The following is a 14,968-nucleotide window of genomic DNA, read 5'->3' as shown; positions in this document are numbered from 1 at the left end:
TCTTAAGAGGGCTCCTGATTTGCCCCTCCATATATTAAAATTGCGGGAGACCCCCTATTTCACAACTGGAAGTTGGATTTCTCATGAAAGCTTAATAGTGAGTTAGCGGGTTGGTGGGACTGGTTGGATGGGTGGCCGGCGGTCCGGCCCCGTGGGCCGGGGCCTGTCAGTTTCCATCAGCTAACCCCACCCTGGCGGGGGCCCCTTCCCAAGGAGAGGCCGCTGAAAAACTCAAAAGTACTGAATAATTATGCCCTACCATACATTTCAGCTTCGCATAAAAGCTGATCAGGTGGCTCCTCCACCCAATGCACCCCCTTGCCCGCTTCGTGGGACTTCCCCCGGAGGGGCAATGCTATTCAGTTAAGCGTTTTACACAAGCATACGTTATAACGACGTGTGCTTTTTTTGGTGCGCCCAGCATGGGCGTATTCTCAAGGGTGAAAGTCCCAAGACTACCCGACAGCGGGAAGGTCATAGCCGAACACCAAGGGTGTCCATCGTGAGGTGGAATCTGAAGGAAGGTGCAGGCAAATCTCCGGTCCGATGTACAAGAACCACATAAGGCTACGGCAGGATGGATAAGGTTGCTTGACAAACTGATATCCCATAGCTGTACGGAATTCTGCAGAGTACATGTGGCGGATATATGGAGAGAAAGAGTGCGTTCTTACCTGGGGAGGTCTCACGGACACAGCAGAATAAGGCTGTATTTACTGGGCTGTGCTGTGGTTGAAATAAGATTTGCCGTGAGAAGTCAGCAGAGGCCATAGTACCAGATGGCTCATAGGCATCTGGGAAGGGCCGAACTTTAGGAGATGTTAGTCAATGAAAGTAACCAACCATGGGCTTAAAGGCAGACAACTTCAGAAAGAAGACTACTGGCAGAAAGCAGCTGCGGAACAGCAAGGATATGCCGGAGTGCCCATCCATGTGAGGATTGCTGAACACAACAACATCATCGCAGACTTGCATAAGCAGGAATGCGAAAACTAAAGAACCGCCGTATACCGAACGGTACGTACGGTGGTGTGAGAGGTCGGCGGGCCGAAGCCCGCCTCCTACTCGATGGAAGGAGGCTAACTCTTAGCGGCTGCGCCGCCGTTGGAACCCTGATGACTCTGCACAAGAAGCGCGAGGATGACGATGCACGAGGTCCCTTCCCCGGGGAAAGGGCTGCCCACCGGGCTGGGGTTAGCTGATGAAAACTGATGGGACCGGCCCGCAGGGCCTGACCACCTAGTCACTAGATCTAGTCACTAGCTACAGATTCGCCGCAGGCGAATCTGCCCGCAGGGCCTGAACAGCTCAAGGCTGAAAGCCCAGAGCTCCCATCCCTTCGCACGCCCGTTGGCTGCACAACGGTGCTATTTTATATTTCCTCCAACGCCCGCTCATTCATGAGAAAATCGAGTACGTTTATTTTTTTATATCCCCTTTCCATCTGTTCGTAGGGATCATCGTCCATGGTAATGATAATTTTCTTGTACCCGTCATCCAGCTTATGGAAAGAAGACAGTTCCCGTTCTCTGGTACGGGAATCAGTTATATGATAGGAGACCTGTATGTAGTAGGTGTCCTCAGGACTGCGTACGAGAAAATCAATTTCTTTATTTTCATTTTTCCCAATATCCACCAGATAATTCCGCCCAACCAATTCCAGATATACCATATTTTCCAGACTGTGAGTGGGCTCCAGCTGCCGGAATCCCAGTATGGCATTCCGGAGTCCAATATCAGCTATGTAATACTTCTGCAGAGTTTTCAGGTATTCCTTCCCCTTGATATCATATCGCCGAGCCCTGTAAAACAGGAAGGCATTACATAGATAATCCAGATAGGTGCTGACAGTTTTAGAAGTAATTTTTTCTTTTTCACCACCGGATAGAGTCCTTGCTATTTTATTTGGAGAAACATAGGATCCGATAGAGGATGCCAAAAGCCTCACGATGCCCCGGAATGCATCGGTGTTTCTGATATGGTATCTTTCTTCCATGTCTTTCAGGGACGCCGTGTCAGCAATCATGGTGAGATAGGCCGCCTTATCTACAGGATTTTCTTCCTGCAGGAGGTAAGGCATGCCACCATACATCATGTACTGTCGGAAACATTCCCGCTTATCGCCGCCATAATACCCATAATATTCAGAAAAGAGCAGGGGAAGTACTTTGATTTCGATTCCTCTTCCACGAAAACGGGTATTTACATCGGAAGAAAGAAATTCCGAGTTAGAACCTGTAATGTAAATGTCACAGTTAAAATCATGCTGCAACCCATTCACCACATCTTCAAAATGGGGGACCATCTGGATTTCATCAAGGAAGATGTATACCTTCCGATTATCGTGAATTCGGGCCTCAATATAATGATAAAGCTCCATGGGATCGCGAAGCTGCCAGTTCCTGATTCCCTCCAAAGAAACCCCGATAATATGGTCTGCCGCCACCCCAAGTCGGAGCAGCTCTTTATAGTAGAGATCAAAGAGCAGGGTGGACTTGCCGCAGCGTCGAAGGCCGGTAATGATTTTGATGATACTCTTATCTTTTACATGTAAAAGCCGGGTTACGTAGCGTGGCCGTGGAATAATCATAGGTACCTCCTGTTTCATGGTTGATAAACGTCCTGCTTTTATTATATTCCCAAAACTTTTTATTTTCAAAAGTTTTGGGAATAGAGCCAATATATTTTTAAAAGTATTGGAGAGAGTATATCATTGAGAAATGAAAATATACGATATTATAAGGAAAGATAAGATATTTATCCTATTCCCAAAACTTTATATATTTAAAAGTTTTGGGAATAGAGAGTCTGGCTGACTGTGCAAATGGGCGAGGCTTTCTGCGGCGGAAAAGAAAGAGTTGAGAGTTGAGGTCCAGCCGCTCCGCGGCAGAGACATCAGACAGTCAGACTATCAGACCGAATCAGCCTGCGGCGCATCCATCAGCTAACCTCCATCGCCTGACGGCGCCACCTCCTTCCCAAGGAAGGAGGCTAACGATCAGCAGTTTCACTGCATAATTGACATCTAAATTTATCTCGTCATTTCGAGCGGTGTGAGCATGCCAAATGACGCTATTCTTAAAAATCGCTACAGCTTCGATGAGTCGAGAAATCTTTCTTGCGAGCGGGAATACAGAGTTTTTTACAAAGCTATCCAGCCATAAGACGATAGAAGATAGACGATAGATGGGAGAGAATCAGCCTGCGGCGCTTTTGTGGTTATATGGCGTGCATACATGCGGGGGCTTTTAGCTTCTAGCTTCTAGCGGCTAGGAAGGCTCTACAGCCTGCGGCGCTGACGTCAGCGGCTTCGCCGCCGTTGGAATCCTAACGACTCCACACAAATAACGTGAAAGTGCCTCTACAGTAGGCTCCCTTTTCCAAGGGCAGAGGTGCTTCGGCCGGGCTCTGAGGTGCTCGCTTAGTGTGCAGTAAATGCTCGCAGATGAGCCCGGCTTGGGCATCCTCTGCAGGATGCCCACATAGGACCTCTGAGCCGGGCCCAAGTTGGTGCTTTTTCTGCACATTAAAGCGCCTTCCTTTCAGGGCTCGGCCGGAATGCTCCCCAACGGGGTGAGGGATTCTGATGGAAGCGCCGCAGGCCGACCATCTTTCCTGACAGCTAGCCGCTGGCAGCTAAAAGCCCCCGTATGTTCAGCCGCTCACTCATTCACCCGTCACCCGGCCCGCAGGGCCTGACCAGCTCAAGGCTCAAGGCTGAAGGCTCAAGGCTCCATCCGTTCATACGCCACCCAGCCAGCTTCCCTGCCGCAGGCTGACCATCTATCCTGACAGCTAGCCGCTAGCAGCTAGAAGCCCCTGCACGTATGCGTGATGCTTAGCCATACAAGCGCCGCAGGCGGATTTCCTCGACCTCGACCTCAATCTCGGTCTATTACCCGCATCTGGCCAATCACTCCAACACACTTTTTGAAAAAATTCCTCTCTCCATGTTCACAAAATCACACTTTTTACAATGTATATAGTAGAGGGATAAAAAAGTTCCGGTGATTAGACAGGCTCTTATCCTGCTTTTCCGCCAGCCGGCAGTGGGAAGCTTTGATGGGAAAATGGAAAATCTGCCAACGTAAGCCCCTCTAAACCATGGATGTCAAAAATTTTCAAAAAAATTTTTGGAAATTTTTGCACATCCAACGGTTTCCCGTTATGTATATAGTAGAGGGATGAAAAAGGCCCGCGGTATGAAAAATGGATTCCCCGTTTTCCTGAGTGCGCGCTGTGGAAAGAACCCCGGGAATCCAATGGACATAGGTACCGCCTGAACCGTTCCTCGCCCATTCGGCCGAAAGGGAGTATGAGACCGAGTAGCGAGATCGAGACCGAGATCAATAGCGGCTTTGCCGCGAATCCCCTCGATCTCGACCTCGGCCTCGATCCGCACACAATGTTACGCAATCCGGATAGCGGAAAATGATTCACAACACCATAGGACCCAGGACTTTTGGATAGCTCATGCTTTTGCCACTTTGACGACTAGTCCGGAATTTGGAGAAACTTCGGTTTCTGTCCTTACGCCGGCGCCGTATTCACTGGACAGATTCTTGCATCTTGACGGACACCGGGCCCTGTTGGTGTGTGTATTTTACATTTGGTATTTAATATGGCTAGAGTCAAGGTAGCTAGTGGCTGGATCTAGTAGCCAGGTCTACAGCGGCTACGCCGCAGATGGAATCCTAAAGACTCTGACCCTAAAACACGAAATTGCCTCTTCAGCAGGCTCTCTTCCCAGAAGAGAGCTGCCCACGGGGCTGAGAGATGGTGATGGATACAGCCCGGAGGGCCTATCTCCCCTCGATCTTGATCTGAATCAGGGTGCGTTTACCGCGGAGACGATGGGATGGGAGCGGGATAGCCTGTGGCAGATGGGCTTACGCTGACAGCTATCCGTTGACCGAAATTCTGTGGCTCCTGACTCTATCTACTATTCGTTATTTCGAGCGGTGGCAAGGGAACGGGATTTGTAGGGAGCGATAGCGACCGAAAATCCCGTGACACGCTTCCATTCGGTTGGCAGTATGCGTAATATCTCTGCCCATAAGAATCACTACAGCTGCGATGAGCCCTGAAATCTTTCTGGAAAATGACTATGACGGGGTTCAATACTTATATATAAAACGCAAAGCTCCGGGATATTTTCTCGGAGTTTTTACGATTCCACCAATTGAAGACTTAAGTAATAAAAATTATCCAGGCAGTTGAAAGTTTTTATGAGTAATTTTATAAAGACAGATACTGTCATATTAGTTTGCTAGAATATAGATAGAGTATAGATATAGTATAATATAAAAAGTAAGGTATTTTAAAAGTGGATATTTGGAGAGATGCTTTGTTTCAGGAATGGGCGGTGACTGATATGATTCATTATTCTTATCCGATTCAAATGGAAATAGCCGGTAATTCTGCGATGTGGACTAGGCCAGATACGGGGGATTCTCCGTCTAGTTATCCGGCACCTACCTATTCAGCGGTTAAGGCTATATTTGAGTCTGTACTATGGGGCGAGGATATTCAGATTATTCCACGGAAGGTAGAAATCTGTAAGCCTATTGTATTTCATTCATATATGTTTAATTACACTGGCGTTCTAAGACAGCCAAAAATAAAAAGAAAAGGAGGCAATTACCAGTCGGCTCAGACCATCTTGGTAGATGTGTGCTATCGATTGTTTGCAGAGGTGATTCCTTATTGGAATAAAAGTTGTTTGCCGCACAAGGCATTAGCATGGGATAAGAAAACCACATCTCCTGGGCATGCGTATCAGGCAATCTTTGAGAGACGGCTAAAACGAGGTCAATGTTATTCTATACCCTGTCTTGGATTAAAAGAGTTTACACCTTCCTATTTTGGACCATTTCGTAATGAGACCCAAGTACAGGATGATATACCGGATATTTTAATCCCATCCATGCTACGTGAAGTTTTTCCTAATGGTTATCGTTCATCAGTTGAATATACATACGATACTAATGTGATTATTCATAAAGGGGTATTAGTTTATCCGGAAAGGAACAATCGCAAATGATTAATGAACTTTATCAACTGGCATCGACACTGGAAAATGTGGATATAGATCAAGAAGTTTGGCATAGGAAATACTTGAACTTACCAAAGGTTACAGCGGTAAATCCATGTTACTGTGTTATGGTTGACCATGCAAAGGTATGTAGAATTTTTGGACTTACACCGGAAGAAGCCACTAATATTCGAAAGTTTGGTAATAACCAGGCAACATTTCCTGCAGTGAATACCTGTCCACTGTATCGGATTACTGATGAAGTTATCAAAAAGAAAATAGAGGAAATAAAGAAAAATCCTCAAGTGTTAAATATAGAGGAAATTCAAGGGTGGTGTACTAAGGCACATTGCAATTGGGATGCAAAACTATATCGGAAGTTAAAGTTATCCATTAATTCAACACCTGAAGATATGTTAAAAATAATAGGAAATCAGGATAGTAGTGCTAAAAACCTTTTAAAAGAATTAATAGAAGCATTAGGGGAAATTAATTCTGAGGACGACTTTTATAAATTGCATAATCAGTTAAGGGACTCCGCATTACATAATTTGGAGGAAAATATTCTAGTATCGGAATCTCTGAGTCTACTATTCCATGAGGGGAGTAAAGAGAAAGACGAAAATATAGATCGAGATAGGGGAAAAAATATTATTGTTTTTGATTTGTATAATGGAAATCCTGCACATTTGCCGGTCATTGCAAACGCGAAATTTACACATGAACTGAATAAACTGCTTGTAGTTGGAGCACAGAAAAAAGATGTAAAAAAAGAGATTGTGGCTACCGATGCTTTTGAAGAGGGTTATGTGCCATCAGATGATCCAATGCCTCAGGTAAAAATGCCAGGCTTTGATATGTCTATTTATACAATGTTTAAAGGCCAGCCTTGTCAGAATCGTTATGGGAATTTTGATCATAGTCCTGCCGTATCCTATCCATTATCCGAAGAAAATAGAATAAGAATTAAAAAAGCGGCTGAGTGGATTGGGAAACCTGATAATAAGGATAGGACATGGATGAAAATTGGGCCGAAACAGGTACTGCTTTGCTATCCTTCAAAAATGCCACAAATACCACTGGATTTATTAGGTATTTTCACTACTGAGATAAAAATCAATGAAGAACGGTTTCTGAATCGTGCTAAAATGCTGATTCAGCAATTGAGGACACTTCATGTCGATGAAAAACTTAGCTTTATTAATGTATTTGTAATTAGCAAGATTGATAAGGCCAGGACCAAAGTATTAGTCTCAGATCGTTATTCGTTTAAACAGGTTGAAAATTCAATAAGTGATTGGATTTCCGGATGTCAGAATTTACCACGGTTTTCTCAACTAAATATAACTGAAATATATCCAATGCAGCTTCCGGATATTCTCAATACTGTATGGAAAAATCAGGGGAATATAGATGCAGATAAGTCTAAAATGACTATCATGAAAAGATATGAAGGCGTTAGCTTCTTCTTCGAGAACAAGAATAACAATGAAGAAAGCCGGTATCTTCTGCATACTGTTTTGGATCATATATCTACGTTTACTGCATATGCTGGAAATGTGCTTCATGCACCAGTACTTGTCAAGCGGCCACCTGACTCATTGCTCAGTGATTTATCTGGTATTATTAGTTCTATTGCGTTGTTGTTATATCGATGTGGCGAAAGAAAGGAGAACTATATGAAAGGATTACCTTACCAACTGGGTCAATTGCTGAAAATCTCAGATGACCTGCATGCTTTTTACTGCAAAATTGTGAGGAATGGGGATGTACCTCCACGCCTTGCTGGAGCTTCCTTATATGTGTCGGCATCAGAGACTCCTGTAAAGGCGTTGGCACAACTCAGTGTGAGAATGCTTCCATATATTACCTGGGCCAAATCTTTTAGGTATAAAAAAGATAACATGAGTTCTGAGCATGGGCTGGCTGGATGGTATGTGAAAATGTATGAACAAATTTCGGGTCAGTTGGCAGATAAGCTGAGTGAGACTACTACATTTAATGACTATGATAAAGCTGAACTTTTTATTGGTTATATGGCAGCATATCCTAAGAAAGTAGATTCGAACGAGGAGGTATCTCAGAATGGAAAATGAAATTAGAAGGGCTACAGGGCTTTTAGTAATTGAAGTGGTTAATTCGAATCCTAATGGGGATCCGGATAGAGAAAGTGATCCGCGGCAGAGACCCGATGGAAGAGGAGAAATTTCCCCAGTTTCATTCAAGAGAAAATTGAGAGATCTTTTGGAAGATAGTACCAGTGATTTTGTCAAAGCACTGCCGGAAAAATTTTCAGATCATATGGAACAGTATCAGATTTTGGAAAATAGAACTAGAGACTTGAAGGCTGTACAGAGTGAAATGGGAACGAATAAATCTAAGTTTAATGAAGATGACTTCTTAAAAAGCCCATTTGTGCAAAAATATTGGGATGCTCGTGTCTTTGGGAATACTTTCTTGGAAAAGGGCGCAGATAAAGGCTTTATTAAAACGGGCGTTGTTCAGTTTGGTGTAGGTCTGTCTATCAGTCCGGTTGATATTATTCGCGAAAGTAATACTCGTAAGGCACCTGTCCAGGAGGGAAAAGATAGTGGGATGGCCCCATTGGCATTTAGAGTGGTAGCACACGGGGTGTATTGCATGCCCTTCTTTGTAAACCCTAACTACGCTTCTAAGACTGGCTGCACTGAAGATGATATTGAATTGTTGAAACTTCTGATTCCACAGGCATATGACCTGACCAGATCTGCCATTCGTCCGGACGTTCGTATTCGTCATGCCTGGTATATTGAACATAAGAATATTCTCGGGAGTTGCCCGGACTATAAATTGTTTGAGGCACTTACTCCGGTAAGAAAGGGAAATAAAGAAGAACCATCTACATCTTGGGATGACTATGAAGACAGAGATTCACTCCCGGAAAGTCTGAAAAATAAGGTTTACAGTATTACAGATTTGGTGAAGTAAATATGTATCTGGCACATAGCGCAAGAAAAATCGATGATTCGTTCATTCCTGCCCAACTATATGAAACTCATGCAGCTAATGTGCTGAAACTGGCTGATAAATATGGAGCTGAAATGGCTCCATATTTATCAGAACAATCCAGGAATCAGCTTTTGGCTTCAGTTCATAATGCTGCAAATTTTCATGATTTAGGAAAACTGCATCCTGCTATTCAGGCATTTCTACATCACCCTGTTGCCAATAAAAGACTGCCTTTTTCACATTTTGATGCGGGAACGCAGCTATGTAGGCAATATGGGGACTTACTTGCAGCTATCTCCATATTTTCACATCATGCGGGCCTTCCTGATTTTCAGGACGAGTTGGCTTCAGGGTATCCATTTAGAGATAAAAATGGGAAGGTTCGTCAATTTACTGACGATCATTTGCGCCATTTGGAAAACATCCATAATCAATGTTGCAACTTGCCGGCTTTTTTTAAGTTTACAGCTCACCTGAATAATATTAATTTTCAAGTCCTTATGAGGATGATACTCTCCTGCCTGGCTGATGGAGATCATACAGATACAGCGCAAAATTATAATCCGGGATGTTATCGGAGTGCGGATCCGGAACTGAATCCGGAGAAAAGACTTCTTAAACTCGATCAGTATGTTTCTTCGTTAGGTACAGGTAACGGTGATAAAAGAAATTTATTGCGACAGAGTATGTACACTTCCTGCCGAATGTCTGAAATTAATGGTGGGTTTGCATCTTGCGACAGTCCCGTAGGATCAGGGAAAACAACTGCTGTAATGGCACACTTGTTGAGACAGGCACAGAAAAGGCATTTACGTCGTATTTTTGTTGTTCTTCCGTTCACTAACATTATTACTCAGTCAGTGGAGACCTATCGTAAGGCACTGGTACTGCCAGGTGAAGATCCCAGTACGGTTGTCGCTGAGTTGCACCATAATGTGGATTTTGAGAATGAAGACCTCCGCTACCTGACTGCGTTATGGAGAGCTCCTATTGTTGTTACAACAGCAGTTGCATTTTTCGAAACGTTAGCATCCAATAAACCATCTGCACTCAGACGATTGCACGAACTGCCGGGAAGTGCGGTATTTTTGGACGAATCGCATGCAGCTCTTCCTGTTCACCTTTGGCCGCTGGCATGGAAGTGGATGTCAGTTTTATCAAAAGAATGGTCCTGCTACTGGGTACTTGCATCGGGTTCTCAGACCAGGTTTTGGGATATAGATGAAATATCAGGGGATTATAAAACCGATGTGCCGGAAATCGTTGACAGTGGGTTAAGGGATAAGCTTTCTGGTTATGAGCAGCATCGAGTTACATATAAGTCTGATTTACTTCCCAAAAGTATTGAAGAGTTAATTAAACTAGTAATGAGTAAGCCGGGACCTAGATTAGTGATAATGAACACAGTTCAAAGCGCTGCTGTGGTTGCTCAAAGAATTTGCCAACAGTATGGACGGGAAAGAGTCGAACATATCTCTACATCCTTAACTCCTGCTGACAGAGAAAAGACAATTGCTAAAGTAAAGAGTCGGCTGTTACATAATGATGATAACTGGGTTTTGGTAGCAACTTCTTGTGTTGAGGCTGGAGTGGATTTCTCATTCAGATCAGGGTTCCGAGAACTGGGGACTTTGGTTTCTCTGTTACAGGCATCTGGACGTGTTAATAGAAATGGTAAATATCACGATTCAGAAATGTGGACTTTTTGTATGAAGGATGGGGAAATGCTGACAAAAAATCCGGGCTTGAAATATGGTGCGATGGTTTTGCGGTCATTCCTGGAGAAGGGAATAACTCCGGATCCTTCATTATGTAATGAGGCTATGCGTGAAGAATTATCAGTTCAGGGTGATAAGGGGGAGTATCTTGCCACTAAATTGATGAGAGAAGAAGAAAACAGGGATTTCAAAACGGTATGTGAAAAATACCATGTCATTGATAATAATAGTGCAACTGTGCTGATAGATCCGCAAATAGTAGATAAAATAAACCATGGAAAAGCTGACTGGAAAGAAATCCAACGAAATTCAGTCCAGATTCATTATCATAAAGTCAATGACAAATTCAATTTGCCTCTAATTAAAGAAGAACTGTATTTCTGGGACCTTGGATTTCCTGCATCTGATGAAATATATAATGGATTCTTAGGTTATATGCAGGGAGTTTTACTATGGGAAAAGAAAAAGGACGCACCGGTATTTTTATAGTATATTGTGGAAGAGGTGCATTATATGGCTTACCCGGAAGAGGAATACCTCATGATTTCCGGTATACAGCACTTTATCTTCTGCCGCCGGCAGTGGGCGCTCATTCATGTGGAACAGCAATGGGCAGATAACAGGCTGACGGCGGAAGGGGAAGTGATGCACCGGAATGCCCATAAAGACAGTTTCGTAGAGAAAAGGCCAGGAATCCTTGTAACACGGGGACTTCGGGTCTCTTCTGCCACCCTGGGCATGACAGGCCAGTGTGACGTGGTGGAATTCCGGTCAGCCGAATCCGGCGCTGTGATCCATGGACACCGGGGATATTGGGACGTGGTTCCCGTGGAGTATAAGCGGGGAAAAGATAAACAGGATGAATCGGATATCTGCCAACTCTGCTGTGAGGCCATGTGTCTGGAAGAAATGCTGGCATGTGAGATTCCCTATGGCTATCTTTTCTACAATGAAATCCGCCGGCGCCGGAAGGTGGAACTGACCGGCGCTCTTCGCGAAACTATCCGAAAAGTGACCGCAGAAATGCATGATTACTTCCGGCGGGGCGTTACACCAAAGGTGAAAACATCTCCTAAATGCCGTTCCTGCTCCCTTCGGGAAGTATGCCTTCCTAAACTATGTCGGACTATTTCCGCAAAGGACTATCTGGAAAACATGCTGAAAGGAGGGGATGACCGGTGAGAAAACTTCTGAATACCCTCTTTGTCACATCGGAGGACCTGTACCTGTCCCTCGAAAATGGAAATATCGAAGCCTGGCAGGGAAAGGAAAAGGTGGCCCAGATTCCCCTGATTAATCTGGAAAACATCTTTTACTTCGGATATAAGGGCGCCAGTCCGGCACTTCTGGGGGAATGCGTGAAACGGCGCATTGGATTCTGTTTCCTCACGCCCCATGGAAGATTTCTGGCTCGGGCCAGTGGCCTGACGGTAGGAAATATCTTTCTTCATAAAGAGCAGTACCGTATTTCCGATGAGGAAGACAAAAGCCTGCCCGTTGCTAAAGCTATGATTGCCGGGAAGATCCTGAATGCCCGAAGCGTTCTGATGCGGGCGCTCCGGGACCATCCCCTGTCACTGGATGAAAAACTTTTCCGGAGTCACATACAGGATCTCCTCCAGGCAGCCCGCTGTGCGGCGGATGCTTCCGGCCTCGATGAACTTCGAGGTATCGAGGGGAATGCTGCCCAGTCCTATTTCAGCCTTCTGGATTTCCTGATACTGAATGACAAACGGCACTTTTACTTCAAGGGACGGAATAAGCGGCCACCCCTTGATCCTGTAAATGCGCTTCTTTCCTTCACCTATACCATACTGGCCCATGACTGCGCCTCTGCCCTGGAAGCGGCGGGACTGGATTCTTATGCCGGTTTCCTCCATCGGGACAGGCCTGGCAGGCAGTCCCTGGCACTGGATTTGATGGAGGAATTCAGGAGTATCTATGCGGATCGTTTCGTCCTGACCCTGGTGAATAACCGGATTATTTCTGCAAAGAATTTCGAGAAGAAAGAGGATGGCGCTGTCTGGCTGAATGGAGAGGGTAGGAAGATTCTTCTGACCCACTGGCAGGAACGGAAAAAGGAAATCATCACCCATCCCTTCCTCCAGGAGAAAATCCCCTGGGGTCTCATCCCTTACGTACAGGCTCTCCTTCTTGCCCGGTATATCCGGGGAGACCTGGATGGCTATCCGCCCTTTATCTGGAAGTGATGCTATGCTCCTGCTTATTACCTACGATGTAAACACCACCACCGCTGCCGGCAGGAAGCGGCTTCGAAAGGTGGCAAAATGCTGCACGGCCCATGGCCAGCGGGTCCAGAACTCCGTCTTTGAATGCAGCGTAGACGAAGCCCAGGCAACGATTCTCAAAGGCCAGCTGAAGGAGCTGATCGATGAGAAAAGCGACAGCCTGCGGTTTTACAACCTTGGTAATCATTACCAAAGTAAAATAGTCCATATAGGGGCCAAGAAAGGCTATGACCCCGGTGGGACTATGATTTTGTAGGCGCGAACCATAAGCGCCCAGGGAGGAAATTCGTGAATCTGTTCGATGGCAGCAGCTGGTAAAACGGGGTTCGCGGAATAGCACCTCCCAAATGCGGTGAAATGGAATCATTTTCATCGCACAGTCGCTCCCTTCGCGGGAGCGTGGATTGAAATCCGGCAATTCACTCGTGGTGAGTGTGTGCGTTTCCTCGTCGCTCCCTTCGCGGGAGCGTGGATTGAAATACTTGCCTTCGCATTGGCTTCGGATGTTTTCGCCGGTCGCTCCCTTCGCGGGAGCGTGGATTGAAATTCCTCTATCCCCCTTATCTCCCTTGTCCCCCTTAGTCGCTCCCTTCGCGGGAGCGTGGATTGAAATCTCCAAACATGGAAGACAAATCGGACTTCCATCGTCGCTCCCTTCGCGGGAGCGTGGATTGAAATTTTCCTCCCGGTATGTGTTGTTCATGGCGTCCATGGCGTCGCTCCCTTCGCGGGAGCGTGGATTGAAATTTTTCCCCTGGGGGCTCTCATAGCTGGAGGAGGTCGCTCCCTTCGCGGGAGCGTGGATTGAAATGCTTCGCAGGTGGCTTTCGTCCCCGCCACGGTGGTCGCTCCCTTCGCGGGAGCGTGGATTGAAATTCAATCAAAGCCAATGACTGAGGACGATTTCAGTCGCTCCCTTCGCGGGAGCGTGGATTGAAATTTTAGCCATGATAGCTTACATCCTTTCTTGTTTAGTCGCTCCCTTCGCGGGAGCGTGGATTGAAATCCTGCGGAGCCTGTGGTACTGCCGGTGCGGCAATGGGTCGCTCCCTTCGCGGGAGCGTGGATTGAAATATAAGCCAGGCCGTTCAGAGCGTCCAGCACCACTGTCGCTCCCTTCGCGGGAGCGTGGATTGAAATAAGACCATCGTCTTTATCGCTTTCCCATCCGGATTGTCGCTCCCTTCGCGGGAGCGTGGATTGAAATAAGAAACTGGAAAGGCGTGTAGTTGACGTGGGAAGGTCGCTCCCTTCGCGGGAGCGTGGATTGAAATAACTGCCCAGCCCACCTGCCGGCGGACCGTGGGTCGCTCCCTTCGCGGGAGCGTGGATTGAAATTCAACATTCCGGTAAGACGCCCAGATCAGGGCGTGTCGCTCCCTTCGCGGGAGCGTGGATTGAAATTCCCAAAAACTCATTAAAAGGCACTTTTTAGGCGGTCGCTCCCTTCGCGGGAGCGTGGATTGAAATCATCCCATCCGACGGACAACCTCGGCGGCCACGGGTCGCTCCCTTCGCGGGAGCGTGGATTGAAATAACAATGGCCCTTATCTGCTCCCTTTCGTTGGAGTCGCTCCCTTCGCGGGAGCGTGGATTGAAATACTGTGGAAAAGGCATTTTCTAACGGGCTGTACGTCGCTCCCTTCGCGGGAGCGTGGATTGAAATTTCTTCGAGCTGAGAGGTTTCAGTGAGGTCTTTGGTCGCTCCCTTCGCGGGAGCGTGGATTGAAATAGCCTATTGAAACCGACTTCGGTAATTCCTGTGGTGTCGCTCCCTTCGCGGGAGCGTGGATTGAAATCATCGTGTCCTTGCCGTAGCAATCGTGCATTTGTGTCGCTCCCTTCGCGGGAGCGTGGATTGAAATATTACCGCCCGCCAGTCCAATGTGCCTCCGGCGTCGCTCCCTTCGCGGGAGCGTGGATTGAAATCCGTCGGTGATCATAATCCCGCCGGTGAGAACCGGTCGCTCCCTTCGCGG

The 14,968-nt window shown here is 46.4% G+C and carries 9 protein-coding genes and 1 CRISPR repeat array (1 of these 10 running past the window's edge); of the genes, 8 read left to right on the top strand and 1 reads right to left on the bottom strand.

Annotated elements, in window-relative coordinates:
- The first annotated feature begins 828 nt into the window (after positions 1–828).
- Positions 829–996, top strand: a complete 168-nt coding sequence (locus tag ACFWUL_RS10360) for a hypothetical protein (RefSeq protein WP_273317580.1) — start codon at positions 829–831, stop codon at positions 994–996.
- A 376-nt stretch (positions 997–1,372) separates the two neighbouring features.
- On the opposite strand, the gene ACFWUL_RS10355 is transcribed toward ACFWUL_RS10360, so the two are convergent.
- Positions 1,373–2,590, bottom strand: a complete 1,218-nt coding sequence (locus tag ACFWUL_RS10355; RefSeq protein ID WP_416177227.1) for an ATP-binding protein — start codon at positions 2,588–2,590, stop codon at positions 1,373–1,375.
- A 2,736-nt stretch (positions 2,591–5,326) separates the two neighbouring features.
- On the opposite strand from ACFWUL_RS10355, the gene cas5 reads away from it, so the two are divergent.
- The 7 genes from cas5 to cas2 are packed head-to-tail and all read left to right on the top strand — an operon-like array spanning position 5,327 to position 13,245.
- Positions 5,327–6,043 carry a CRISPR-associated protein Cas5 gene (gene cas5 / locus ACFWUL_RS10350; RefSeq protein ID WP_416177226.1) on the top strand — a complete coding sequence of 239 codons (717 nt, stop codon included), beginning with the start codon at positions 5,327–5,329 and terminating at the stop codon, positions 6,041–6,043.
- Complete coding sequence (locus ACFWUL_RS10345; protein ID WP_416177225.1) at positions 6,040–8,130, top strand: hypothetical protein; 2,091 nt, start codon at positions 6,040–6,042, stop codon at positions 8,128–8,130. Before cas5 ends, ACFWUL_RS10345 begins: the two co-directional genes overlap by 4 nt.
- Positions 8,120–9,001: a type I CRISPR-associated protein Cas7 gene (locus tag ACFWUL_RS10340; RefSeq protein WP_416177224.1), complete on the top strand. Its 882-nt coding sequence runs from the start codon at positions 8,120–8,122 to the stop codon at positions 8,999–9,001. The genes ACFWUL_RS10345 and ACFWUL_RS10340 overlap by 11 nt, the downstream gene beginning before the upstream one ends.
- Positions 9,002–9,003: 2 nt before the next feature.
- On the top strand, positions 9,004–11,229 hold the full coding sequence (locus ACFWUL_RS10335; RefSeq protein ID WP_416177223.1) for a CRISPR-associated helicase/endonuclease Cas3: 2,226 nt from the start codon (positions 9,004–9,006) through the stop codon (positions 11,227–11,229).
- A 24-nt stretch (positions 11,230–11,253) separates the two neighbouring features.
- Positions 11,254–11,922 carry a CRISPR-associated protein Cas4 gene (cas4, locus tag ACFWUL_RS10330; protein ID WP_416177222.1) on the top strand — a complete coding sequence of 223 codons (669 nt, stop codon included), beginning with the start codon at positions 11,254–11,256 and terminating at the stop codon, positions 11,920–11,922.
- Complete coding sequence (cas1c, locus tag ACFWUL_RS10325; protein WP_416177221.1) at positions 11,919–12,950, top strand: type I-C CRISPR-associated endonuclease Cas1c; 1,032 nt, start codon at positions 11,919–11,921, stop codon at positions 12,948–12,950. Before cas4 ends, cas1c begins: the two co-directional genes overlap by 4 nt.
- Positions 12,922–13,245: a CRISPR-associated endonuclease Cas2 gene (cas2, locus tag ACFWUL_RS10320; protein ID WP_416177220.1), complete on the top strand. Its 324-nt coding sequence runs from the start codon at positions 12,922–12,924 to the stop codon at positions 13,243–13,245. Before cas1c ends, cas2 begins: the two co-directional genes overlap by 29 nt.
- Before the next feature lie 123 nt (positions 13,246–13,368).
- Positions 13,369–14,968: a CRISPR direct-repeat array (repeat unit 32 nt; unit sequence GTCGCTCCCTTCGCGGGAGCGTGGATTGAAAT) (it continues 3,786 nt past the right edge of the window).

Origin of the sequence: Dialister sp., assembly GCF_047832375.1 — a bacterium.
Classification (GTDB): Bacteria; Bacillota; Negativicutes; order Veillonellales; family Dialisteraceae; genus Dialister.
This window is presented reverse-complemented; position numbering and strand designations above follow the sequence as displayed.